Origin of the sequence: Flavobacterium yafengii, assembly GCF_030010375.1 — a bacterium.
Taxonomy (GTDB): domain Bacteria; phylum Bacteroidota; class Bacteroidia; order Flavobacteriales; family Flavobacteriaceae; genus Flavobacterium; species Flavobacterium yafengii.
Genome location: NZ_JASCRY010000003.1, coordinates 408,080 through 433,191, shown reverse-complemented (window position 1 = coordinate 433,191; position 25,112 = coordinate 408,080). Strand labels below are relative to the sequence as shown.

The window sequence follows — 25,112 nt, the reverse complement described above, 5'->3', positions numbered from 1 at the left end:
GTGATTTAAAAACTAATTTTTTTAATGCTATGGGAACTTGTTACGAATAGTCCGATGTAAGTTAAGAGTCCGTTTAGTACTATTAATTCATTATCAAATACATAACCCGAAAACAATATTTTAGAGTTTTCATTTATTATATACGTTAAGAAAGGAGCTAATAGACATATAAATGGGACTAATTTATCATTTACGTTTCTTGATTTTTGAAACAGGCCAAAAGCATATAATCCTAATAATGGGCCATAAGTATAAGAAGCAACCTTGAATATCATCCCAACGACAGAACTATCATTGATTGAATTAAAAATGAGTATTACTAAGAAGATTAATGCTGAAAAACTGATGTGAACAATATGCCTTTTACGTACGGTATTTTGTTTATGGCTATTTTCGGCTTTGCCCATTCCCAAAAAATCGACGCAAAAAGAGGTCGTTAAAGCCGTCAGAGCAGAATCGGTAGTGGCAAAAGTGGCTGCAATAATCCCTAATAAAAATATAATTGCGGGAATTGTTGATAAATGATTCAATGCGATTTCAGGAAAAAGCAAATCGGTTCTGGGTTTATTTGTAATTAAATCAACAGGGATTGCAATTCCGTTTTTTTCAGCATAAATATATAGTAGGGCACCAACACTTAAAAAGAAAATATTGATTATAACGAAGATTCCTGTAAAGGTAAACATGTTTTTTTGTGCATCACCAATGTTTTTGCAGCTCAGATTTTTTTGCATTAAATCTTGATCCAGTCCAGTCATGGCTATAGTTACAAACATTCCTCCTAATATTTGTTTTACAAAATGAAATTTACTTCCTAGGAAATCATCAAAGAAAAATATTTGTGAATAATTACTGTTTTTAACTTCATTGAAAGCACTAACGGCACTTAAATTCATACTGTCGCAAATAAAATAGATGGTAAGGAAAACCGATGTCACAAGGAAAAAAGTCTGCAAGGTATCCGTAATAATAATTGTTTTCAATCCACCTCTGTAAGTGTAAGAGAAAATGAGTAGTAAGGAGATTAATACAGTTAATGCAAACGGAATATGATAGTAATCAAATACGAAACGCTGTAATACTATTACCACTAAATAGAGCCTGAACGCAGAACTTACCGTTCTGCTAATCAAGAAGATAGTGGCTGCTGTTTTATAGCTGTAAAGCCCCATTCTCTGTTCTATATATCCATAAATCGAGGTTAGATTCATTCTGTAATATAGGGGTAATAATAACTTTGTAATTATTATAAATCCGATAGCATTACCCAATACAAACTGAAAATATTTGAATTGTTCGCCACTGGCGGCGCCTACTTCTCCCGGAACAGATATAAAAGTTACTCCCGAAAGAGCGGTTCCTATCATCCCAAAAGCAACTAAATACCATTTTGAATTTTTATTGGCGGTGAAAAAAGCATCATTCCCATCATCTTTTTTGCTGACTCTATGCGAGATGTAGAATAATGTTGCGAAATAAACGATGATAAGGATTAGGATTGCACTTGGAGTCATTTTGTATCTTTATAGGTTTATTGTTTTTTATGAATCTGTAACAGACTTTAAAATAGTTTGTTTATTAAATTTCTAGATTTTTATTTTCAGCCAGTAAAACGGCTCTGACACTTTTGTGTTTTTTTAGTAATTCAGAAGCTAATTTCTCGCTAATGTGTAGTTCTTCTACAATCATTTCAACACCTCTTTGTACTAGTTTTTTATTAGACAATTGCATGTCGATCATTTTGTTGCCATAAATACGCCCTAGTTTAATCATAACAGATGTTGAGATCATATTTAAAACTAATTTTTGTGATGTTCCAGCTTTCATTCTCGTGCTTCCGGTAAGAAACTCTGGACCTACAATCAATTCTATAGGATAATCAGCTTGTTTTGAAATCAGACTTTCACTATTACAGGAAATACTTCCAGTTGCGATATTGTTTTCTTTCGCTTTTTTTAATCCGCCAATAACATAAGGAGTATTTCCCGAAGCTGCAATTCCTATAACCACATCTAAACTCGAAATGTCGTAGGCTGACAAATCTCTCCAGGCTTGATCAATGTCATCCTCGGCATTTTCTACTGCTTTTCTAATAGCTGAGTCGCCACCTGCAATGATGCCAATAATCCAATTGTCCGGAACTCCAAAAGTAGGCGGACATTCTGAAGCATCAAGAATACCGATTCTTCCGGATGTACCCGCGCCGATATAAAATAGTCTTCCACCAAGTTTCATTTTAGACACAATAATATCCACTAATTTTTCAATATTGGGAATTTGTTTTTCTATTATATCCGCTACTTTTTTATCTTCATTATTTATATTAGAGAGTAGTTCATTAGTACTCATTTTATCTAAGTTCGAATAGAGCGATTCTTGTTCTGTATCGGGATTAATTTTTGCCATTTCTTATTTTTTACTGATTAGAGATTTTTTATTTTTTGTAGGCCAGATTCAATGTTGTATTTCATTAAAACAGTGTCCTAGTTTTATTTGAAAATAAACAAGCATTTATTTAATAGATTACATACTTCATGCGCATTTTTTTAAAAGCTGTTAATCCATTTTTCCAACTTTTTCTTATTTTATTTTCTGAAATTCCGCTTTCAATTTGCTGCTGTAATTTTTTTGTCCCAGCAAGTTTTGTAAAAAAAGGATTGAAGAATTTCGTTTTGTCACTGGTATTTTGATAGGCTTTAATTAACCATTTTAGTTCTAATCGAGTTAGTTTAGGGTAAGCCGTTAAATCTTCACCAAAACACTCTTTTCCATTATAAAGCGGGTCTTTGGCTCCGAAATTTGGTTTTGGAGTAAAAGTAAAAGTGCTTTTCGTTAAAAAAGGAGAACCATAAATTTGAAATTGTTTTTCGGTTCCGCGGCCCACACTTACATTAGTCCCTTCAAACAAGCACAAACTCGCGTACAGATTTATGGATTGGTCATTTGGTAAATTTGGAGATGGTTTTTGGGGTAAACTATATTCCATTTTTCGATTATAATCAAGACAAGGAATAACGGTCAATTTGCATTGTGCCCCGTTTTTAAGCCATTTTTCTCCATTTATCATTTGTGCATATTCCCCGATAGTCATTCCGTGAAGGAGTGGAATAGGGTGCATGCCTACAAAACTGGTAAATTCTTTTTCTAAAAGTGGACCATCTATGATACTCCCATTAGGGTTTGGTCTGTCTAGAATTACAAGAGGAATTCCGTTTTCTGCGCAGGCTTCCATGACATAGTGCAGAGACGAAATGTACGTGTAAAAACGTGCTCCAACATCTTGTAAATCAAATAACACAATGTCAATCCCAACTAATTGAGTTGCGTTTGGCTTTTTATTATCACCGTAAAGAGAAATAATTGAGAGTCCGGTTTTGGCATCTTTTCCATCAACGATATGTTCACCGGCATCAGCAGTTCCTCTAAACCCGTGTTCAGGAGCAAAAATAGTTTGGATGGCTATTTTTTTTTCTAATAAAAAATCTACCAGATGGATTTTGTTTGTTAGAATCCCAGTCTGATTAGTAACTATTCCAACCTTTTTATTTTGTAACAAAGGGAGGTGTTTTATATAATTATCAGCACCTGTTTTAATTTTTACAGAATCAATTGAGATTCTTTTCTTTGCACTGTTATCTTCTGAATGAGAATAGCAACTGATAGTAACCATTAGCATTAAAAAATAAATATTTTTTTTTAAAATAAAATACATTGTAGTGTTTTTTAAAAGTGAAGAATTAATAAAATTGCTGTTGATTTAAGTACATAAGGAAGTGTGCCATAAATGAAATAGCTTTTTAGTTTAAATAGAAAATCTATTATTTAAAGGTAAAAACATATTTGCACTATAGGCCGACTGAAATTGGTAAACAAAAACCACTTTAGAATTTCTGAAGTGGTTTTTTTTTAATCTTATTTATTGGTATAAAATGTTATTACAGGAATGTTGATAGTCGAACTAGGCACTCCTGCGGATATTCCTCCAGCATAACCCCTGCAATAGACGGTATAAATTCTACCTGCTCTTGGAACAAAAATACCAGTTCCTGAATTAGCTTGATTCGCTACAAGAGCTGGAGCGGTTAGAGTTGGGTTGTTTGATGCGGATCCAGCAACGCGCAATTGTAATTGGTAGCCTCTGGTATCGGTAGGATCTTGTGGCTCTATGGCAATGAATTTTTCGTCTCCGCCTTTGAAAGTTATATTCTTATAAGTTTGAATCTCTTTTGTAACTACAGGAGTAACTCCACTAACTGAAGTTGTTTTTATAATTCCCAGATCGTAACCAGCTACAGGAGTGTTATTCATAACATTTATAAAGCGAATATACGCTTTGGTTTTATCCAAATTGGCTACTGACAAATCATCATTGATTTGAAACATTGAATAGGTAACCGGTGTAACTGTTGGTAGTGACCCGATTAGGAAATTGGTGTAAAATTTACCTTTGTCAGTTACTAGTTTGCCAACAAAACGTTCGACTTCCGCAGTTTGAGGAACAGTTGCAGTAGCAGCAATTAGTGGAGATATAGCACTCAAGGGCTGTTCGCCTGATTTTACCATACTGTAACTCGTAGAAGCTGGATACTGCGATCCGTAAGACGTTCCAACAGGAAGACCCACAGTAACGCCAACAGAGGATATTTTCTCTGCTCCCATAAAATAATTCACTTGAAAATTAGTTCCATTTGAACCAATCGCTGCGTGAATAAATTTTACGTTAGAAGTGTTATCAGACGCACTTACTGCGTAAGGAGTGAAATCGTGTTCCTCTCCACAAGATACAACCAGTGCTACTCCTAAAAGTGGTACAATGGATTTTTTAATAATATTAAGTATATTTTTCATGTAATACGTTTTATAGGTTTGATAAATTACGGTTTAGAAAACCACATTTCTATTGTATGATAATCCACTTTGTCTGCGCCAATTGCTTGTAAAGCCGCAAAATTCCATACATATTCTGAGTTGAATCTTGGACGAACTCGATATGGTAATTTTCCATTATTATCAACAAATAAGCTAGTTGGGAAAGCCATGGTTTTGTAAATATTTACATTGTCGTAGCGGTATTTTCGCATGTCTGTCCAAGCTTCTAAATTTCCAAAACCAAAAAGAGAAATGTATTTTTGCAGGATGATGTGACTCATTGTTAAGTTAGCTTCAGCCGGAACCACATTTACATTAGCAAGAAAAGTTGATTTTTCTGATGCAGATATAGCAGTTGTGATTGGATAAGTTGTACTAGTAATAGTATTCGCATTTACAAAATCGATACTCGCTTCAATTCCCTTTTTGTATGCTGCTAAAGCCATAACTTTATCTCCTTTAATGAAAGCCGCTTCTGCCTTGATAAATTGAATTTCAGCATAAGTCATTATAGGAAACGGAGCTTTATCTCTAAAAATATATCTGCCGGGTGTTGTAATACTTCCAGCCAAGAATGTACCCCAAAGATTAGGGATTCTGCTTGGTCCGGCCGTTGAAGAAGCCGTAGTATTCAATGGATTGCCAATAAAAGTATATTTGGTTGGGTCTGGATTTGCCGCTGATGCCGGAGCTGTTTCAGATGTTCCAATGGAAGGAGCTAAAATTCTTGACATGCGGGGGTCTACTGCGCCTGTGAATACAGATCCGTTCATTACTCTGATCATAAAATCAGTTTGGCGGAATGTTGAAATGTTGTTTCTACCTGGCCCGTTGAAATTGCTATCAGCTGACACGGAGCCGTTGTAACTAATTAAGGCATTATCTGCATTTGATGCCAAAGATTTGTCGCAGGCTTCAATCACAGCTGTTGGGTTGTAACTAGCTTTGTTTATTTGGTTATTCAAATTACGCGCTACTACACCCCAAGCAAATTTAGTCCATTTGGCTCTATCGCCGTTATACATTTTATCTCCTACAGCTGTATAGGTACTAGAGACTTTACCATCTGTGCGCGCTAAGTCAACAACACCTTCGTTTATCAAACGCAGTACTTCAGCATACACTTGTTCTTGTCCTACATAGTCAAAAGACATACGTTGCGTAAATGCTTGATCAAAATCAATCAATTCTGAATGATAATCTGTGGCAACCTGCCAGGACCAAGCTCTAATCACTTTTGAAATACCAGTAATGTCATGACGTTCTTCTGCAACTGCTTTTTCTTGCATTCGGGTCAAATTTAAGCCTATAGAAAAATAGGCCATTTTCCAAATTTCTCCACCTTGATCATTATTGGCAACATATCCATATCTGTCCCATTCGTTTCCTGTAGTGGCATTACTGAAATATTGCACATATCTTCCCAAATAACGATTGTCAAACTGCAATCCTACGGCCATTTGTTGCTCAATAGGGGGCATCAAGGCTTGTGCAGAAACATCAACTGGGAAACTTGGATTTACATTCAAATCTTGTAAGTTGTCACACGAAACTATAGTGGTCAACAAACCTATTACAGCTATATATTTTTTTATATTTTTCATTTTCTTTAAGTATTAAAATCCTAATTTTACTCCCATGTTCAAACCTCTTGGTGTGGAAAGCGTCCCAAAGTCAAAACCAGCTCCTCCCGCTCCTCCAGACGAGGCATTTAATCCATTAACTGCAGGATCTGCCCCGGTATAATTAGTTATCATAAAAGCATCGGTTAAGGTCAGGTTTAACGACAGCGATTTTATAGCTGTTTTTTCTAATTTTTCGGGAGACATTCTGTAACTAATGGTAATGTCTCTCATGCGCAACCAGTTAATATCTTTTTCAATAAAGTCAGCATCAACGGCACCAGATCGGTAATATTCATTTTGATAATATGGCGTTACCATCGCGTTATTCTGAGTAGGAGTGGCTGAGTTCTCTAGTCCATCTCTCAATATACCTTGTACAACGCGAGGTTGTTCTCTGTCTAAAGTTCTTGTGGAGATTCCATTTTGGTACATCCAAAATTCGGTTCCATTGAAAATATCTCCTCCTTTACGAAGGTCTAGTAACATTGATAAACTTAAATTCTTGTATTTGAAAGTGTTTTGAAAACCAAGTACAAAATCCGGATTTCTATCACCCGCGATAACAAAGTTTGGATTTTTAAGAGGATAACCTGTGCTTGGATCTATTAGTATTTGTCCTGCATTATTTCTTAAATAATCTACAGCTGTTATTGTAGTTAATGGACCACCTACTTTTACACCACCTCGAACATTTCCATAAAGCCAAGTATCAGATAAATAATATTCTGTCACTACTGTCGGAAGATTCAGTAGTTCTGAACGCGTTTTATTAAAATTGGCATTCAAATCCCAAGAAAAATTGGATGTTTTTACTGGAGTGGCGTTCAAGGTGATTTCTAAACCTTCATTTCTTAAGTCTCCAAAATTAGCAGATGTTAAAACGAACCCTGTACCGTAACTCAAACGCATATTTTTCAAGATTGGATCAACTGTTTTGGTGCTATATACGGTTATGTCTAGCCCTATACGATCGTCAAAAAATTTAATTTCTGTACCAAATTCAACAGACTTGCGAAACTCAGGAACTAAATTTGGATTAGCACCTGTTACTCCGTATGCATATCCGCCATTTGTAGTTAACTGTGGTTGATAAATAGGTACTGCAGAATAAGGAGAAGGGATGTTTGCTGCCTCAGCGTAAGAGGCTCTTATTTTTCCATAAGACAATATTCCTTTATCTTTTAAGCCCGGCAAATTAGAGAACATAAAACTAGTTGAGGCAGAAGGATAAAAGAAAGGATCAGGCAATACAGAAACCCAGTCTTTACGTCCTGTCAACGATAAATATACAATCTTGTCATAATCAAAATTTACCTCTGTAAAGAAACCTACGATTCGACTTTGAATGATTCTTTCCTGTGATCTTTGTGTTGTAGCTTCGGTATTATTAATAGAATTAAAATTTGGATCAAAATACTTATTTCCGGATGTAGATAAAATTCTAAAATAGTTATCATTAATAGCATTACCAAGCAAAATTTTAGTATTGAATTTTCCGAAAGATTTTTGGGCAGTTGCCAAGAAAGTCGTATTCAAGTTACTAGTGCTGTTATAGTACGTTTCTATGAAACCTCCTGTTGCTATTCCACCAGCTGATTCTGGATGAATTGCTCTGTATCCTTGACCTGAATTTACATCCCAACCTGCACGAGCTGTAAAATTTAACCATTCTGTTGGATCATATATTAATCCAACATTGGTAACAAAACGGTTGTTGAAATCTTCAGCCAAGTTCTTGTTTACATCCCAAAATGGGTTGTCAGTTTCAGTATCCAGCGCACCGGAAGTAATTTTCCTTCTTGATCCATCAGTATTCAAATAATTACGTACATCATCATTTTGAGGCCAACCCAATAGTGTTAATAAATACCCATTACTACCAGTTAGTGAACCTGATCCACCTTTTGATGCTTTTTGATTTTCCGATTTTGTAAAGCTAAAGGTACCTTCTGATTTAAATTTTGGTGAAATTTTTGCTGTAGCATTTAAGCTAGCGTTTAATCGGTTATATGATGTGTTAGGTGTAACGCCTTCTTGATCTAAATTACTTAACGACAATCTGTAGGAAGTAGTTTCTGAACCTGCTTCAAGCGACAAGTTATGTGTTGTAGATGTTCCTACTCTGAAAAAATTAGCCACATTGTCATAAAACTTCGTGTCTGGGGCAAATGCTTCTCCTAGTTGTCTTCTGTAATCAGTATTTGTTATTCCGTCAGCACCTCTTTGATATACTGACTGAGTTTCAGGGAATCGGTAGACTTGATCTAGTCTTGTATTGGTGGAGTAAGTAACTCTTCCCACTCCTTTTTTCCCTTTTTTAGTTGTAATTACGATTGCCCCGTTACCTGCTTGCATACCATAAAGCGCAGCAGCTTCCGGACCTTTAAGAATCGTTATTGATTCAATATCTTCAGGATTGATATCAGCACCTCTATTAGTATAGTCTTGATTTCTATTGGGAGCATTTGAGATCATCAAACCTTGGTCCAGAGTTTCATTACTTACCGGCAAACCGTCCACAATATATAAAGGTGAATTGTTACCACTTAAAGAGTTTACACCTCTTAATTGGATAGCAGCAGAAGCTCCAGGAGCTCCAGTAGTGCTTGTCACTGTAAGACCAGCAATACGACCTTGCAGGGCGTTGGCAAAATTCGCACGTTGTGTATCTGCGATTTCTTGACCTTTAACCGCTTGTGCGGAATATCCTAAGGAAGACTTATCTAAAGTTCTACCCAGCGATCCTATTATTACGACTTCTTTTAAGCTTTCAACACTTTCAGTTAAAGCTATATTCATTGACGAGCCTGTTACCTGTATTTCTTTGGTTTCAAAACCAATATAACTGAAGCTCAGTATTTGTTCTGATGATGCAGCAATACTGAAATTACCATCAAAGTCAGTGGTGCTACTTTTAGTAGTACCTTTAATGAGTACTGTAGCTCCGGGTATAGGAATTCCGTCCGCTTTGTTTTTAACAGTTCCTGTAATTGTTTTCGTTTGTCCAAATGTAACTTGAACGAACAAAACCAATAATGAAATAAGGAATAATTTCTTCATAATTATTTTGGTTTTATGGTTGTTGAACAAATATATTTATTTAATGCATATAAATGCAATATTTAGTCTTATTTTTTTTTAAAATAAACTAAATAACGCAAAAAAATGCATATTTTGTTTAAAAACAAGCTTTATGTTTATAAATTAATGATTTTGACGAGGTGCTCAATTGCAGTTGGTGGTGTTCCTCTACTTTTAAATGGAATTAATTGATATATTTGTCCTGAATTTTTAATTTAAAAAGATGCTGAAAGCCGAACGACATAAATACATAATGACTAAACTTATTGAAGATCAGAAGGTCATTACGGCTGATTTGGCTTTAGATCTAGATTTGTCAGAAGATACCATACGAAGAGATTTAAATGATTTAGATGACAAGAATTTACTCAAGAAGGTTTATGGAGGGGCGATACAGACAGTCGAAAAACCTAGTGATGTTTTCGATATTGTCATAACGGCTGAGGAAGAAAAGAGAAAAATTGTTTCTAAAGCATTGTCTTTGTTGCATGATGGACAGGTAATTATAATGAGTGGAGGAAGTACGAATTTGGTTTTCGCTAAATTGATTCCTTCGGAGTTAAAAGCTACTATATATACGTATAGTTTACCTATAGCAATGCAATTATCGCAGCATCCCAATATAGATTTAATATTTATTGGTGGAAAAATGCAAAAAAATGCAATGGTTACCATAGGAATGGATGTGATTCAAGTGTTGTCAAAGATAAAAGCAGACATTTGCTTTATTGGCGCCAGTAGTATTAATGTAAAACAGGGTTTGACAGAAGTGGGCTATGAAGTTTCTATCGTCAAAAAAGCAATGATTGATTCCTCTGACAAAGTGGTTTCTATGTTTTCTTCTAATAAATTAAATACTAAAATGCCACACATTGTATGTGATATCAATCAGTTAGATACCATTGTTACGGACTTAGATCCAGAAGATTCAAGCTTGGAAGAATATAGAAAACTAGGGGTTTCTATATTGTAATTTTAATCCCAACTTAAAATTGCGTTATTTTGCATTATTTTAATTTAATTTTATTAAATAACGCAAAATAAAATATTTCGTTTTGTTTTTTAGTTATATTTGTTAAACTAATTATTTAACCAAAAAATATAGTATGAAAACAAATACTTCTTTGATTTACGACATACCTGGAAAATTTGAAGAAACTCGCTTTGAAAAAAATCATAATGTGATTTTTAATAGCGCTATAGAAGCTTCAAAAGTCGTTGCTCATGAAATAGCAGCATTAATCAAATCGAAACAAACCCAAAATCAACCTTGCGTGCTTGGATTGGCTACAGGCTCTTCACCTATTAAAGTATATGAGGAATTGGTTCGAATGCACAAAGAGGATGGCCTCAGTTTTCATAATGTTATCACTTTTAATCTGGACGAGTATTATCCGATGACTAAAGAAAACCGCCAGAGCTATCATTACTTTATGCATCAGCATTTGTTTAATCATGTTGATATTAAACCTGAAAATATCAATATTCCGGATGGAACAGTTGTATTAGAGGAACTGAATCAATATTGCATTGATTACGAAGCAAAAATAAAAAATGCAGGAGGAATTGATTTTCAGCTTTTAGGAATTGGTCGTACTGGACACGTTGGTTTTAATGAACCTGGTTCTCATATTAATTCCGGAACCAGAATTATAACATTAGACCACATAACCAGAGTTGATGCTTCTTCTGATTTTAATGGTATTGATAATGTTCCTAAAAGAGCGATTACCATGGGAGTTTCAACTATTCTTAAGTCTAAAAGAATTGTTTTAATGGCTTGGGGTCAAAATAAAGCAGCTGTTATTAAGAAGACAATCCAAGGCGAAATCACATCAGAAGTTCCTGCTACTTTTTTACAGAATCATTCGAATGCTACTTTTGTTTTAGACCAATTTGCGGCTTCTGAATTAACACGATTTGAAACTCCATGGCTCGTTGGTGAATGTGTTTGGACACAAGAATTAAAAAGTAAAGCAATTATTTGGCTTTGCAAAGAAACAAAACAATCCATATTAAAACTTACCGATAGAGATTATAATAATAATGGTATGTCAGATCTTTTAGCTCAAGAAGGTTCTGCTTATGATTTGAATATTAATATGTTTAATGTTTTACAGCATACTATAACCGGTTGGCCCGGAGGAAAACCCAATACTGATGATTCTTACAGACCCGAAAGAACTAATCCTGCAAAAAAAAGAGTTATTCTTTTTAGTCCACATCCTGATGATGATGTAATTTCTATGGGAGGGACATTTTCTAAATTAATAAAGCAAGGACATGACGTACATGTTGTGTATCAAACTTCTGGAAACATTGCAGTTACCGATGATGAAGCATTGAAGTTTGCTGAAGTATGCCGTGATTTTATCGGAAAAGAGAACAGTGAAATTAATTTCTCATCGGTTATCAATTTTCTAAATAATAAGACTGAAAACCAAATTGATTCTTTGGAAGTTCGAAAATTAAAAGGGCTTATAAGAAGACGTGAATCGTATGCTGCTACCAGATACATAGGTTTAAAAGATGAAAAAACGCATTTTTTAGACCTACCTTTTTATGAAACCGGGCAAATAAAGAAAAACCCTTTAAGTCTGGATGATATTGCTATCGTCAAAGATATTATTGCCAAAATAAAGCCTCATCAAGTTTTTGCTGCTGGAGATTTGGCAGATCCACACGGTACTCATGAAGTGTGTTTGAATGCTATATTCGAGGCAATGAAACAGTTAAAATCAGAATCTTATATGAATGATTGTTGGTTGTGGTTGTATAGAGGTGCTTGGCATGAATGGGATATTCACCAGATAGATATGGCTGTACCTTTGAGTCCAGACGAAGTAACGATTAAAAGACATGCTATTTTGTACCATCAATCTCAAAAAGACAGAGTGATGTTTCAAGGAAACGATTCCAGAGAATTTTGGGTAAGAGCAGAAGAGCGTAATAAAAATACGGCAAAACTTTATGATGATCTAGGTCTAGCCGAGTATGAGGCAATTGAGGCATTTAAACGTTTTGATTATTAGAAAATTTGAATATCCTAAATTTTACAATGATGGATTTAAATTTGGTATTCACTTTTTGCAAGAATCTTCAGTTTAAATAAATTTTTAGTAGACTGAAGATTCTTGCGAAAAGTGTCAATCAGAATGTGTGATATTTTATTCTTTATAAACAACAGCAATTTACTCCAGTACATGTCAATCACGCCTCAATTACAAGAATTATCCCAATCATTAGAAGGAACACTTTTATATGATGATCTCCATAAAACATTGTATGCCACCGATGCTTCCGCGTATCGGATTATGCCAATTGCTGTAGCGATTCCTAAATCAGAGGAAGATATTATCAAAATTATTCGCTTTGCAGCAAAAAATAAGATTTCAATTACTCCTAGAACTGCTGGAACTTCACTGGCAGGTCAAACAGTAGGGAATGGAATAATTGTGGATGTTTCGAAACATTTTACCAAGATTGTCTCTTTTGATTCCGTAAAAAAAATAGTTACCGTCCAGCCGGGAGTAATTCGGGATGAACTGAATTTATATTTAAAACCACACGAATTATTTTTCGGACCCAATACTTCAACTTCAAATCGCTGCATGATTGGCGGAATGGTAGGAAATAATTCATCAGGAACCACATCAATTCGGTATGGAGTTACCCGAGATAAAATAGTGGAAATTAAAGCGGTTTTGAGTGATGGAAGTTCGGCAGTATTTAAAGAAATGACTTCTGCTGAATTCATTGAAAAAACAAAAGGAAACACGCTTGAAACTTCTATTTATAAAACGATTTATGAGGAACTTTCGAATACAGAAAGCCAAAAAGAGATTATTAAAGAATTTCCAAAGCCTAAAATTCACAGAAGAAATACCGGATGTTTTGATGATTTTTTGATTCAGTTCATAAATTTTATTTAAGTCTTCATTTTCATATAGGGTACTGAATAATTCATAAAAGCTGTCATTAATCAATTTCACATAAGCCAATTGATCTTTTAGCTCTTTCAGCTTAAAGCCTTTATTTTTAATAAAAGTGTAGGCATTATTCAATTTAGGAATAAACAAAAGCAGCTCCTGTATTTTTTTATTCCTTACAATAACATCGATGTCACTATTTAAATATTGATGTAGGAGAGGAAAACGACTTAATTGACCATATAACAGATTATAAGTCTCAGTAATTCTAGCTTCGTTTGATTCCGGATCCAGTTGTGTAATAGCATCAATCCAAAAAGCCTGATTGCCTTTATCAGCTAGCAAAGCATTGGAAAGAATTGCTGCAATACTGGTTATTTCAGATAATTTCGGTGAAGTATAGGGTTTTGCTGAAATAGTATTGATTATGGTTTGTAAATCATATCCTTGTGCACTGGAGCTAATAATGACATCTCCAATAGTAAGCATGTCTTTTATTTTAGGATGATTATTTAGTTTTGGTAAAAGAAGCTCAGGGGTTTTTCTGAACAAATCGGGAATTTCTTTTAAATCATTTTTAGTCAGCAATTGTATTGTAGCAATATCTAATCCGATATAGGAATCACCGGACTCGTAAATTTTACGAATGTGTTTAGTCGTTTTAGGAAATAATGCATAAAAAGAACTCGATTGTACTATTTTGGTTCGATTGTCGTTGTCCGGTTCAATAATGTCTTAAAAAAAACGATTAATAGTCAAGTGAAATAGCTTTTTTTCAAATTGTTTCGCAATAAGAAGGGATAATTCATTAATAATTGCAGCCTGCCAGTTAAAAGAATTTGTAGGAATTGGCAGTCCAACATCATCACTAAACAAGGCTATTTTTGTACGGTCTGATGTTTTAAGTTTATTTATTAAGCTCGTTTTGTCAAGAGCGTTAACTCCACAAATGGCATATTTATTTAATATCTCGTGAGCGTATTTAGTATATTCTTCTGTGTCTTTGCCTGCCGCTATTAATTCTAATACATCGTTATGTGCATTGTATTTCTCCTCCTTTAAAGAATTCTTTGGACGTCCTTTTATTTTCATATACTGCAATGCAAACTGTCTCATTGCTTTTACCTGTCCGTCGGTAAAAAAATCACGGGTTTTATTGTAGCCCATAAAATTGGTTACCATTGTAGAATCATTGCAGCTTTTGTATAAATATTTTTGATTGCCAAAGAATTTTTTCTGTGCCTTCGTGTCATCAATTCCATCTCCATCGTTGCAGCCCCCTTCAAAAATATGACTCAATCCCAACCAATGGCCGGTTTCGTGGGTTAACGTTTTGCTTTTATAGTTTACATTATCATAGTGGATGACGATTCCGTGATTGGTGGTTTCTACTGGGGTATAAGCACCTGTATTGGTATTGCAGATGTATACATTTAAATAAAGGTATGGATCATACAGCGGACTCTCCGCAAATGCTTTTCTCTTTTGATATTTAAAAACACGGGTATTCGTTTCTTTTCTGATGATTCCGCTTGTTGGAGTTCCATCAGGTAATTTTTTGGCAAAATCAAAGCGAATTTTAGAATCTCTTCTCTTGTATTCATTACCGGGAGGCCTGTCGATGTTATCAAATGGATTCTTTCCTTTAAAATCCTGTTGAAGAGATAAAAGTATTGCATTAATGGCATCGTCACTAACGTTCTCTGTATCATTATTATACAGCACATGGAAAATTACAGGAATTGTATCTATTTCAGTTTCATTAATACTTGTTCCTGCTGGTAACTGTACTCCGGTACCGATATGATCATCAGTGTGTCCTCTTCTAGTTGCACAGCTGGTGATGAATAATGAGCTAAATAATAATAAGAGTAATTTTTTCTTCATTTTAGGGATGTTTAAGTGGTATTGTGATTAATTATCTGATGAGTTTTTTGGCAAAATTGTTTAAATAATTCTCATTTTAGTTTATATCTATAAGTATATTCAACGTTTTGTAACTACTCGAAGGCTGGATTTTGAGCATTAACCTATCATTCTATAATATTTATTCAAAGCGAATGGATTATTTGACCGCTTCCGCACCATGGCTGTTACAATTATGCTTTCTATTGTAGCATATACTTAATACTATTAACTATTTCTATGTCCTTGGCGAAACCACCATGTTTTACAGCGGTTGATTTTCTCCCTTCAATTTCTGTTGATTTAGATAGAATAAGTCTGTTAACATTATTTTGAGGTAACATTAAAAAATCTGATATCTCATTTAGTATTGATTCTTTAGAATAGGGATGGTTCTTTCTAATATGTCTATGTAATCCTAAAATAAAAGCATCTGCTTCATTAGCATTTTTACCCTCAAGTATGCCTGAAATTAAATACAACAATGATCTAGTGTACAATAACCCAAGAACTGGGAATGGAATCAAATTATCTGTTCTTTCATATTCATCGTCCATGGTAAACATTCTAAAGTTATCAAATGTTTCTTGGTGTTTCATAACAGTATCTTTGAATAAGTCACAACGACAGGCAGGAGCCAGAAAAATCAAATTTTTAAATTTAAAAGACTTGTATTTATTGTCGGATTTTATTGTTGCAACCCATTTACGAGCTGCCACGGCACCAGCAATATGTGCAACAACATGGATTTCTAGGTCTGTATTTGAGAAATTTTGTACTAATTTATCCAGTAAATATCTCCCCGCAAACTGGTTAAGTCCAGTTGCTCTATCATTAGGCACCCACATATCTTCGGCTTGAAATTTCATCACATTCCAAATTTCAATCCCAAAATCATCCAAGTATATTTCTCTACAGGCTTCTTCAATAATGGTTGGCCAAACTCCATGATCTCTTTTATTTAGGAATCTTATGATACACCTTTTTGCGATTTTAGCCGTATACCAAAGAATTTTTGGATTTATGAATTTAGCTTCATTTTCTGAATCATCTTTGTATATACGATTAAAATCATCTTCCGTTAAATCCTCATCTTCTGATATTTCCTGTAGCTCATTGTAAATTATATTTTGTAGTTCTAACTCAGATTCAATGTTCCTTTTATATTCTCTGAAAGCTTTTACTAAATCATCTTCCGATAAATTAATGGTGCTTGACTGAATCAAATTCGCATAATTTTCTATTGAATGGGGTAGTATTCTATTGTCAAGGATTGTTAAATCAACTCCTAATTTTGCTCCTAGTAATTTTACCACTTTTGCAATCAATCTTCTTAACAATTCATCAGTTTGTAATATTCTTTTAAAAGTCTCTGGGAGTGCTTCCAAAAAGCCAGTCTCCCAAACTATTGATACAACATGTGTATCCTTTGAATCGACAAAATTATTGCAAAATGTTTCAGCGCTTTTCATTCCCATATTTTCACTTATTAAGCCTCCATGGAAGTGTAGCAACAATTTTTTAATACCATTATTTTTGATATGGTAAATAATTCTGTCAACATCTTGAGGAATAGAATGTACTTTTCCTGTGTCTTGAAAAGTACCGTGTCTGCTATTATTTATATAGTTAAGATCCGTAAATTGATTATTCTTTTCTAAAAATTCATGTTGCTCCGTTTTATGAAACATAATTTTTTCAGGAAATTTTCTTGTATCAAAAAATTCATTTCCATTATAATCATAAGAGTTATGTGACATATAGACAACATGTTTTTGCCCCGGTATATGTTGCCATGCAATCATGCTAGAATTGTTTGCACCATCTTTGAAAACTGATGAGGCATACTTTTCTATGCCTAAATACTGCCTTACGAATCTTACATTACTCCCATTATTTAGCTGAGATAATGCCAAATCAAAATTGTCAATATTTTTTATTTTATTGAGCTACCATTACCGCAAAGCATAACTGCGCATATTCTTTTATTTCTTCATAAAGTTCTTTTTTAGAAGGTGTTTCATCTTTACTGGGTTGAAAACTCCCAATTCTAATACTATTTTCCAAATTCTGTTCTGTAAAAATAATTGTATCGTTGTTTCGCAATTCAACTTCGTAATTTTCACCGTTTCGGAATACTTTAAAAACATTATTAAGTCCGAATGTTTCAATAGCTGCCTTTATTAATGCAATAGAGACACAGTTATTAGCTCCTTGTTGCCAAAATGCTACGATGATATCTTTATGTGATATATCCATATTAATTGATTCTATTATTGATTGTTTTTTTATTTTTCACTCATTTTAAAACTCGTATATAATTAAAACCAACTCAATCTAAACAACTAACTTCATTCACTTAAAAAAAAATGTCTTTAAGAATTTATAAAGATAATCAATTATCGTACTAAATTAAAGTTAAGTATTTGGTTTTTAGTTTCTTATTATGTTTTACAGTAACGATATAAAATAACTCTTCTCATATCTTTAATAAGAGCTATGTTTTGATGTAATTGTTCTTCTTTGAGTTCTAATTACCTCAAAGCATTTACATCTTTCTGATTGCTTTCAAAGTCCAATAGCATTTCATTGACTTTTGAGGCAAAATTTCCTTTGAAATACTGTATTCTTAAAAATGGAATTACGGATCCAATAAGCGATTGGTGCCAGAATTTAGATTTCCATAGGCTATAGGCCAACCAAAAAACCGTTTCCTGATCTTCTTCATTTTGAAATAAGATTACAAAGCTATTGGTAAATGGCTCTTTTTGTGACTTGCCATTGTTCATTCCTTTGTAAACGGCTTTTTTTTTGGTGGGTTTGAATAATAAAATTTGACATGGCTTCGGATTTAAAATTATCTGTCTCACTATGCTCAACACATATTGTTTTTAAAAAAAGAAAGAAAAAAGCCTCTCTCAAGCGGAGGTTTCTAAAAAGTCAAGTTTTTTTAATGAAATACTACCCAACTGTTGATCCAGATTGGAACTGTGATAACAAAATCAAATAATGTTTTGAAAATGTAAGGGAGGAGATTTTATTAAAAACTGAAAGCTAGAACTTTACTTTTCAGAAATCGAAACTTAGCTTTACTTTCTTTTATTTATCTTCCTTTCAATTGGGAAGTTTCTTCTGAAGGCAAATGCAAAAAAGTTGTTGGGAAAGATGATGTTCTTAAGAAAGGGTATGAAATTTTAAAGCAGAAAAATAAGTTGTATCCAATCAAACGGAATCACTTTTTTCGGCTTTAAAATTTCATACTTTTTCTTGGACTTGATTTTGTGGTGTAATAAATTGCTTGACCAAAACGGTGAATTTTTGAAGTAAAGTTGAATAGCAATTTATTGCACTTACAAAAACAATGCAAATACTTCCTAGTGCTTTGGCAGTAGCAAGGGTATCGATTTTCTATTTTTGAACAGGAATGCTTTTGATTGCTTTTCTTGGAGGTTTAATGCTTATTATCGGTTAAAGAAGTAAGGTTTATTGTTTGGAAGTAGTTGTTATGGAAACGCTGGACATTGAGCCAAAGGAAAAACAAAGGACTGCTTTGTTCCTGACAAATAAAAAAAACGATACTTTTGCTGGATTTTTTTGCTTTTGGGGGTGCCTGATAAAGAGTGATCAGCAGGAATGTGTTATGAAATGGTAAGTACCTGTAAAAGCAAAAACTTTTCTACTGTTTTTAATTTTATACAATTGTAAGACTATTTATGATTTATTCACCCTCTCGTATTTCATGGAATACCAATGTTAAGCATTACATCCGAAACGGATTATACGATAACTTACCCAATACCATAAAGGCGAAAATTTCCAAATCAAACAAGCACCGTTGGAAACATGAAACAGCCGATAAATACATCGGTTGCGAAGTAGCCAATTTTATAAAAGAAGAATTAGAACTCATAAAACGGACTGGAGAATCTAAAAATGCCAAAAAAGCCATTGAAGCCTTTTTTAAGCTTTCTGATACCTATCATGAGATTACCAGCGCAGTAAAAGGAATTAAGCGACAAATGATGCTGCAAAAAGAAAAATTGGTAAATGTCATCGAAAAGGTAAAAGACATAGTTCCCGTTGAAAGTGCGTTAAAAGTCTTCAATATTTCCAGAGCTACCTATCACAATTATAAAGTATTGGTTATCAATAAATGCGAGTCCTCGTATTTTTTGTGGTGTGTCAAACAATATCCGCACCAACTATTAAAAAAGGAAATTTTACGAATCAAAAAATATATGGAAAATGAAGACTGTCTGTACTGGTCTAAATCTTCTGTTTACTTATTGGCATTACGAAACAAAGAAATCTCTTTTGGTTTGATTACTTGGTACAAATATTCCAAATTACTGGGATATAGTACAACAAGACGCCTGCATCCTAAAAAGCGATATGGCTCGTTGATGAGTTATAGGCCCAATGAAATTTGGTGTGCCGATGTAACGATCGTGAAAACGTTAGATGGCAAAAAACACTATACCCATTTTTTGATGGATCATTATTCTAAAATGATTCTAGGATACAGAATTGAAAACAGTTCCAGCCCAAAAGCCATTAGAGATTTGTTGGAACAAGCATATTTGAAACACAAAAACAAAGAACCCATTACTTTTGTCACCGATGGCGGTGTGGAGAATGTAAACACTACAGTTCATGATTTTTTAGATACAATCAATCAAGACATCAAACACTTAATTACTCAAAAAGACATTACTTTTTCCAATTCTAAAATTGAGGCGTTCAATAAAATCATCAAACACCAGTTTTTGTTGCCTCAAAATTTATGCAACAGGAAACAACTTGAAACTGCTTTAGTGTCAGATGTGTTAATTTATAACACGATACGCCCACAACTCTCCCTACAAGGAAATACACCTCAAGAAACTTTTTTAGGGAAACTCTTAGCTTTAAAAAGCTATAGAACCCATTTTCCAGAACATAAAATCCTTAGAATATCAGAAAACCAACAAAATAGCTGCAAAGGTTGCAGGTAATATTGGAGCAGTAAAAAACCAATGCCGGTTTTTCCCTGCATTGGTTTTTTATAGCTTCAAAATATTCGTGCTTTATTTTGATAATTTTATAACAGCCTCACTTTTAAATCAATTCCTTATATGGAACCTTTTATTATAAAAGAATCGTGTTAGGAGCAGGACTATATACTAGATTATTGGCAATAAAAGAAATCAGTCTTTAGATGAAAAGAAAATAATAGATATACTATGTGCGTTAAGATTATTGGATCTTTCTAAAAAATTATAGCGTACCATGAATGACTTACTAATTAATCTATTGTCTTTAATTTTTTCATTTTTATATTTAATACCAATACCAATGTTGTATGTTTTAAATTTTGACAAATCAAAGTCTGATGTATAATAACTTTGTTCTATTGAATTTTTTAAATACTCATTGAAATATTTTGAGCTAGATTGAGAATAAAATCTAATATTTGGAATGATTGCTAGTTTTGAATTAACTTTTACAATCGTTTCATTTTCTAGAGAAAAAGCACGAATGCCAAAAGTATCTTCATAGACATTAAAAGTATTTTTAATGATGTAATTACCTGCAACAAAACTGTTGAGTCTTATTGCAATTGCACCTTTTAAACGTCTATTAGGAAGATTTTCAACTCTTAATGATCCATCAGAAAAATATACTCTATGGAATGGTGTTGCCAATAAACCTTCTTGGTATGTTAATTCTGGAAAAACGCCAAAATTATTTCTTTTGTTTAAAATCTTCCAAAGGCCTAGTTTAAAATTATATGAATTTCTGTTATAAACATCGTACCATTCTTTGTACCTTAATTCAGACGGATATATTAACTTGGTTGGAGCATAATATCCAGGATTTACTAATCCCCAACGTAAATCATCATTTGAAATTGATACATCAAAAGAATAGTTATGAGTTTTAGATTTATCCGTTTTTGAAATACCGAATCCATATGTAAAAGAAAGATAGTCAGATTCTATAGAAAGACCTCCATTGAAGTTCAAATTTAGATTTTTTGAAAATTTTCTTTCATACCCAAAATTTGTATAAACTCTTGCATCTAATACTGATGCTGAAGATTTTATATAATCTATATTGTCTGTAGATGCTGATGAAATTATATCAGAACCTATAGTGTATGAATAAACATTTTTATCGGAAATTTTCTTTATATTAAAAGATGGGCCATAAACTGTTAATTTTTCAGGACCTATACCACCTGTAATCGCAGAGTTATTTCCGTTTTGTATGTATTGATTGTACACCATTTCAATTTCGGTTCTTGATATTTTGGCAATACTGTCAATTTTAGTTTGAGCGTAGCCTGATAGATTCAGTAAGAGTAAACACCCTAATTTTAAATTACGATTTTTCATTGGACAAAAATTTAATTACAGCCGCATCCGCCACTTGACTTGTTTGTTCCAGCTGGAGTAGCACCTTCTCTAATGGAATATACATAGGTTGAAAATTTTTTACCACTATCAATTGTCATTTGCATTTCAGGATCGTTTACATATACTCTTTCATAAGGTTTGACCGAAGAGCAAGAGGTTAAGAGCAAAGCAATTATATAAATAATGAATACATTAAATACTACTTTCTGCATAGTGCATTTTTTTAGAGAAATAGACCTTATTTTTATCGTCTATAATTATACAATAGGTATGAGGTAATTGGTTAATAAATTTTATTCCATTCGTTTTTCCCATTACATAAACAGCAGTAGCAAGAGCATCCGAAAGTTCAGCACTTGGCGAAAAAACGGAAACACTTTTTATCCCTGATATTGGCATACCAGTAAATGGATTTATATTATGGGAGTATTTTATATCGTTATATAAAAAAAACTGTTCGTAATTACCCGAAGTTGCTACAGATGATTCATTTAAAGGGACATACATTAAAATTTCATTTTTATTCTCTGGATGTCTTATTCCTATTTTCCATTGAGTACCATCTGCTTTTGATCCAAAAGTGGTTAAATCTCCACTTGCATTGACGTAACCAGATTTTACTCCTTCATTAATCCACAATTGTTTTACTTTATCTGCAGCATAACCTTTTCCAATTGCAGAGAAACTGATTTTCATTCCATCAATTTTAAAAAATATACTTTGATTTTCTTTAGACAATTCAATTTTTTGATAACCAACAGATTGTAGCGTTTTAATTATTTCGCTATGACAAGGAAAATTAAAAAAATGATTTTTAAAAGAATAGATTTTTTTTAATGGGCTTACACTGATATCGAAACAACCTTTTGTGAGGTTTGAAATATTTTGGCTTCTTGAAATCAATTCAAAACATTCATTATTTATTAACAAAGGATTTTGCCTAGCTGTGGTGTTAATTTCATTTGTTGTAGAAGTAGAAATAAATTCAGACAATAAGTTCTCGATTCTAGTAATTTCCTGAACTCCAATTTGTAATAACTTTTCTGCCTCACTTTTTTTACTGTGCACAACACCCAATTCAAAATTGCTTCCCATTAATCTACATTTATGCTCAAACTCTCTCATTGAAAAATGAATATTTTAGATTTAATCTTCTTAATTAGGTCTTGGCTGTTTTCTTTGTTAGAAAACAAGATTTTTTGGTAGGTGTTTGAATCAATTTTTGATAAATAAATAGTTGGGAATATCCCATTAAAATTGCACTTTTCAGCAATTGATTTGTTGTATTTTATTACTTCTTTTGGTAGCGCTTTTTTTTGAGGAAAATCAATTTTATCAATTTTTATGTTTAATTTATCTAATTCCTCAATGAAAATTTTATTAGAAAGGACATTGTTTTCTAATCTTATACAATTTGAACACCAATCAGAACCTTGAAAAACTATCAATTTATATTTTGGTTCTTCAAAAGGTGTGTAACTTGAAAAAAAAGTTACTATAATAAATAAAAAAAATAATTTTATACATTTCATGATAATCTCAATTTTATGTTTCAGAAAGTTTAAGCCTAATCATTACAGTTACAACCAATATGGTTGATAAGACTCTCCCCATATCTATCGAATCTTTTTATTCCTTTTAATTTGGAAAGGACTGGTTTTGGAATTTACAATAATAGGAACCAACAATAAAGTAGTTGTAATAAATTTTCATTTTACCAGAATAATTATTTGTTAAAAGAATGATTGTTTGATGATGTGATTATTGTTTTTTTTAATCTGTTATAATTTCTTGACTTTTATATTTTTATGACGACTATGTCTAATTAAGGGTAGTAACTTCACTCTTTGTAAATGCCTTTTTTTAGTATCTCACATCCACATTAAAACCAAGGCTCACGGTACTTGTTTTTTTCCATTCACTAAAGCTGGTTTGTCTATGATAAATTTTATTTCCAATTAAACTTCCTGAAAAGTTCAAGCCTCCTTCACCAAGTTCTTTAACATACTCAATTGTAATTACTACATCTTGATCAACAACTATATTATATTTAGTTAAATCAATTGAGACTTTGCCTTTTTTTATATCTGTTGAAAAATAAATATTTTCAGAAAGTAAATTTTCGTAAGGCATATCATCCTTCAAAGAATATATATTTAATCTAAAAAAAAGAGTATCATATTTACACGATGTAATAAAAAAGTTAAATGAGTCAATATGTGTTGGCTTATCTTTTATTCTTATTTTGATGCCAACTTCACTACCTAAAGAATTGTTTTTAAAACCAGCTGCTATTAGTGAAGATTTGGTTCTATTTCCTTTATTATCTTTTTTTAGTTTTTTAGAAGTTATAACTACTTCTTCTAGTTGTTGATAATTTTCTTCTAATATTATTTGTTTTTTTGTGTTTATTAAACTGATGAAATCTTTAATAGAGTATTCTTTAACTTTGTAGCTAATATTTGATATAATAATTTTTGAGTCTTGATTTAAATTTGGTAAAATCAAACTGAAATAGCCGTTTTCGTCTGATACTGTCCCAATATCTTGACCTTTAATACCAATATTTGTATATTGAATAGGAACATTTAAACTATCCACGATTCTCCCATTAATACTTTGAGAATATATAAAAGAAGAAAAAAACATAAAAATTGGAATAAAAAATAATTTACTCATAGCTAAAAATTTAAAAATTGATTTTTTTTTGATTATAACGGTTTTATTTGCTGTTAGTTAGATAGTTTCGATTTTATGATTTTCCAAAGTAAGAAAGTTTAATTTTGAAATTTATTTTATAATATTCAATTTTTTTGTGGAATTCATAACATTTATTTTAGTTTTTACACTCAGGTCGAAATTTTTAATATATAGTTACAAGTTTATCTGCAAATAGTGTTTTGATTTAAGTATTTTAATCCAAGTTTGATGTCCTAAACGGTTTACACGTAGATCATTCGAATTTTTATACTCAAGGCTTAAATTGTTGTTTTTGTGTTTGAATGCTTTACTTAAATCGATATATGCAAATTTGATTCTTTTGGCTTCTCGTTGCAATTGTTGATTTACAAAATTTACAACATTGTTTTAATGTAAGCATCGGGATATTTATTTTTCACATTATGATTTGCTGGTTAAATACTATAAATATTAACTTTTGTTTTTTTTCTTACCGGTTTCGGGCTTTGCGAAGGGCGGGTTTTTTAGCACTAAAGTTCATGCGAAGAACAAATGTTTATCTTAACACAAATGTTTCTACGAAGCACGCCAGCCCGCCTTTTGCCAAACCGCTGTTAGCGGTAGTG

General features: G+C 32.7%; 18 protein-coding genes and 1 pseudogene. 4 read left to right on the top strand and 15 right to left on the bottom strand.

From position 1 onward, the window contains the following. Window positions 1-5 precede the first annotated feature (5 nt). From QLS97_RS12135 to QLS97_RS12110, 6 genes are all read right to left on the bottom strand, one after another. Window positions 6-1,514 carry a sodium:solute symporter gene (locus QLS97_RS12135; protein ID WP_282716982.1) on the bottom strand — a complete coding sequence of 503 codons (1,509 nt, stop codon included), beginning with the start codon at window positions 1,512-1,514 and terminating at the stop codon, window positions 6-8. A gap of 64 nt (window positions 1,515-1,578) precedes the next feature. Then, on the bottom strand, window positions 1,579-2,406 hold the full coding sequence (gene murQ / locus QLS97_RS12130) for an N-acetylmuramic acid 6-phosphate etherase (RefSeq protein ID WP_282716981.1): 828 nt from the start codon (window positions 2,404-2,406) through the stop codon (window positions 1,579-1,581). 109 nt (window positions 2,407-2,515) lie between these two features. After that, window positions 2,516-3,712 carry an exo-beta-N-acetylmuramidase NamZ family protein gene (locus QLS97_RS12125; RefSeq protein WP_282716979.1) on the bottom strand — a complete coding sequence of 399 codons (1,197 nt, stop codon included), beginning with the start codon at window positions 3,710-3,712 and terminating at the stop codon, window positions 2,516-2,518. A 200-nt stretch (window positions 3,713-3,912) separates the two neighbouring features. Then, window positions 3,913-4,848, bottom strand: a complete 936-nt coding sequence (locus tag QLS97_RS12120) for a hypothetical protein (protein WP_282716978.1) — start codon at window positions 4,846-4,848, stop codon at window positions 3,913-3,915. Window positions 4,849-4,874: 26 nt separating this feature from the next. Then, a complete protein-coding gene (locus QLS97_RS12115; protein ID WP_282716977.1) occupies window positions 4,875-6,473 on the bottom strand; it encodes a SusD/RagB family nutrient-binding outer membrane lipoprotein in 1,599 nt (532 codons plus the stop codon). A 12-nt stretch (window positions 6,474-6,485) separates the two neighbouring features. Further along, entirely contained in the window at window positions 6,486-9,554 is a 3,069-nt protein-coding gene (locus QLS97_RS12110) for a SusC/RagA family TonB-linked outer membrane protein (protein WP_282716976.1), read from the bottom strand. Between the two features lie 244 nt (window positions 9,555-9,798). Between QLS97_RS12110 and QLS97_RS12105 the strand changes: the two genes are divergently transcribed. The 3 genes and pseudogenes from QLS97_RS12105 to QLS97_RS12095 form a co-directional block, all read left to right on the top strand. Continuing rightward, the gene (locus QLS97_RS12105; RefSeq protein ID WP_282716975.1) at window positions 9,799-10,548 is read left to right on the top strand and encodes a DeoR/GlpR family DNA-binding transcription regulator; all 750 of its coding nucleotides are present in this window, start codon (window positions 9,799-9,801) and stop codon (window positions 10,546-10,548) included. 133 nt (window positions 10,549-10,681) lie between these two features. Continuing rightward, on the top strand, window positions 10,682-12,607 hold the full coding sequence (gene nagB, locus QLS97_RS12100; RefSeq protein ID WP_282716974.1) for a glucosamine-6-phosphate deaminase: 1,926 nt from the start codon (window positions 10,682-10,684) through the stop codon (window positions 12,605-12,607). A gap of 171 nt (window positions 12,608-12,778) precedes the next feature. Next, a pseudogene (locus QLS97_RS12095) lies at window positions 12,779-13,489 on the top strand (FAD-binding oxidoreductase); the annotation flags it as partial. Window positions 13,490-14,239: 750 nt separating this feature from the next. Here the strand turns inward: QLS97_RS12095 and QLS97_RS12090 are convergent. From QLS97_RS12090 to QLS97_RS12075, 4 genes are all read right to left on the bottom strand, one after another. Further along, the gene (locus QLS97_RS12090) at window positions 14,240-15,391 is read right to left on the bottom strand and encodes a M43 family zinc metalloprotease (protein ID WP_282716972.1); all 1,152 of its coding nucleotides are present in this window, start codon (window positions 15,389-15,391) and stop codon (window positions 14,240-14,242) included. Window positions 15,392-15,612: 221 nt separating this feature from the next. Continuing rightward, on the bottom strand, window positions 15,613-17,214 hold the full coding sequence (locus QLS97_RS12085; protein WP_282716970.1) for a hypothetical protein: 1,602 nt from the start codon (window positions 17,212-17,214) through the stop codon (window positions 15,613-15,615). A gap of 136 nt (window positions 17,215-17,350) precedes the next feature. Continuing rightward, a complete protein-coding gene (locus QLS97_RS12080) occupies window positions 17,351-17,668 on the bottom strand; it encodes a hypothetical protein (RefSeq protein WP_282716969.1) in 318 nt (105 codons plus the stop codon). Window positions 17,669-17,943: 275 nt separating this feature from the next. Further along, complete coding sequence (locus tag QLS97_RS12075) at window positions 17,944-18,279, bottom strand: DUF6943 family protein (RefSeq protein WP_428831791.1); 336 nt, start codon at window positions 18,277-18,279, stop codon at window positions 17,944-17,946. An 843-nt stretch (window positions 18,280-19,122) separates the two neighbouring features. Between QLS97_RS12075 and QLS97_RS12070 the strand changes: the two genes are divergently transcribed. After that, window positions 19,123-20,403 (top strand): DDE-type integrase/transposase/recombinase, encoded by a 1,281-nt coding sequence (locus QLS97_RS12070; protein ID WP_282716966.1) that lies wholly within the window; start codon window positions 19,123-19,125, stop codon window positions 20,401-20,403. A gap of 192 nt (window positions 20,404-20,595) precedes the next feature. Here QLS97_RS12070 and QLS97_RS12065 read toward each other — a convergent pair whose 3' ends face one another. The 5 genes from QLS97_RS12065 to QLS97_RS12045 all read right to left on the bottom strand — a co-directional run bounded on the left by QLS97_RS12065 (window position 20,596) and on the right by QLS97_RS12045 (window position 24,486). Continuing rightward, the gene (locus QLS97_RS12065) at window positions 20,596-21,786 is read right to left on the bottom strand and encodes a DUF3570 domain-containing protein (protein WP_282716964.1); all 1,191 of its coding nucleotides are present in this window, start codon (window positions 21,784-21,786) and stop codon (window positions 20,596-20,598) included. Between the two features lie 11 nt (window positions 21,787-21,797). Continuing rightward, a complete protein-coding gene (locus tag QLS97_RS12060) occupies window positions 21,798-22,019 on the bottom strand; it encodes a DUF4266 domain-containing protein (RefSeq protein ID WP_282716962.1) in 222 nt (73 codons plus the stop codon). Beyond that, window positions 22,000-22,902: an FAD:protein FMN transferase gene (locus tag QLS97_RS12055; protein WP_282716960.1), complete on the bottom strand. Its 903-nt coding sequence runs from the start codon at window positions 22,900-22,902 to the stop codon at window positions 22,000-22,002. Before QLS97_RS12055 ends, QLS97_RS12060 begins: the two co-directional genes overlap by 20 nt. A 26-nt stretch (window positions 22,903-22,928) precedes the next feature. After that, window positions 22,929-23,339: a thioredoxin family protein gene (locus tag QLS97_RS12050; protein ID WP_282716958.1), complete on the bottom strand. Its 411-nt coding sequence runs from the start codon at window positions 23,337-23,339 to the stop codon at window positions 22,929-22,931. Window positions 23,340-23,670: 331 nt separating this feature from the next. Further along, a complete protein-coding gene (locus QLS97_RS12045; protein WP_282716956.1) occupies window positions 23,671-24,486 on the bottom strand; it encodes a carboxypeptidase-like regulatory domain-containing protein in 816 nt (271 codons plus the stop codon). Window positions 24,487-25,112: the final 626 nt, after the last annotated feature.

Coding starts and splice junctions, on each gene's coding strand:
- QLS97_RS12110 (WP_282716976.1), bottom strand. CDS start 9,554: ATGAAGAAATTATTCCTTATTTCATTATTGGTTTTGTTCGTTCAAGTT.
- QLS97_RS12135 (WP_282716982.1), bottom strand. CDS start 1,514: ATGACTCCAAGTGCAATCCTAATCCTTATCATCGTTTATTTCGCAACA.
- QLS97_RS12060 (WP_282716962.1), bottom strand. CDS start 22,019: ATGCAGAAAGTAGTATTTAATGTATTCATTATTTATATAATTGCTTTG.
- QLS97_RS12045 (WP_282716956.1), bottom strand. CDS start 24,486: ATGAGTAAATTATTTTTTATTCCAATTTTTATGTTTTTTTCTTCTTTT.
- QLS97_RS12090 (WP_282716972.1), bottom strand. CDS start 15,391: ATGAAGAAAAAATTACTCTTATTATTATTTAGCTCATTATTCATCACC.
- nagB (WP_282716974.1), top strand. CDS start 10,682: ATGAAAACAAATACTTCTTTGATTTACGACATACCTGGAAAATTTGAA.
- QLS97_RS12065 (WP_282716964.1), bottom strand. CDS start 21,786: ATGAAAAATCGTAATTTAAAATTAGGGTGTTTACTCTTACTGAATCTA.
- QLS97_RS12085 (WP_282716970.1), bottom strand. CDS start 17,214: ATGATTGCATGGCAACATATACCGGGGCAAAAACATGTTGTCTATATG.
- QLS97_RS12070 (WP_282716966.1), top strand. CDS start 19,123: ATGATTTATTCACCCTCTCGTATTTCATGGAATACCAATGTTAAGCAT.
- QLS97_RS12120 (WP_282716978.1), bottom strand. CDS start 4,848: ATGAAAAATATACTTAATATTATTAAAAAATCCATTGTACCACTTTTA.
- QLS97_RS12105 (WP_282716975.1), top strand. CDS start 9,799: ATGCTGAAAGCCGAACGACATAAATACATAATGACTAAACTTATTGAA.
- murQ (WP_282716981.1), bottom strand. CDS start 2,406: ATGGCAAAAATTAATCCCGATACAGAACAAGAATCGCTCTATTCGAAC.
- QLS97_RS12055 (WP_282716960.1), bottom strand. CDS start 22,902: ATGGGAAGCAATTTTGAATTGGGTGTTGTGCACAGTAAAAAAAGTGAG.
- QLS97_RS12050 (WP_282716958.1), bottom strand. CDS start 23,339: ATGAAATGTATAAAATTATTTTTTTTATTTATTATAGTAACTTTTTTT.
- QLS97_RS12080 (WP_282716969.1), bottom strand. CDS start 17,668: ATGGATATATCACATAAAGATATCATCGTAGCATTTTGGCAACAAGGA.
- QLS97_RS12115 (WP_282716977.1), bottom strand. CDS start 6,473: ATGAAAAATATAAAAAAATATATAGCTGTAATAGGTTTGTTGACCACT.
- QLS97_RS12125 (WP_282716979.1), bottom strand. CDS start 3,712: ATGTATTTTATTTTAAAAAAAAATATTTATTTTTTAATGCTAATGGTT.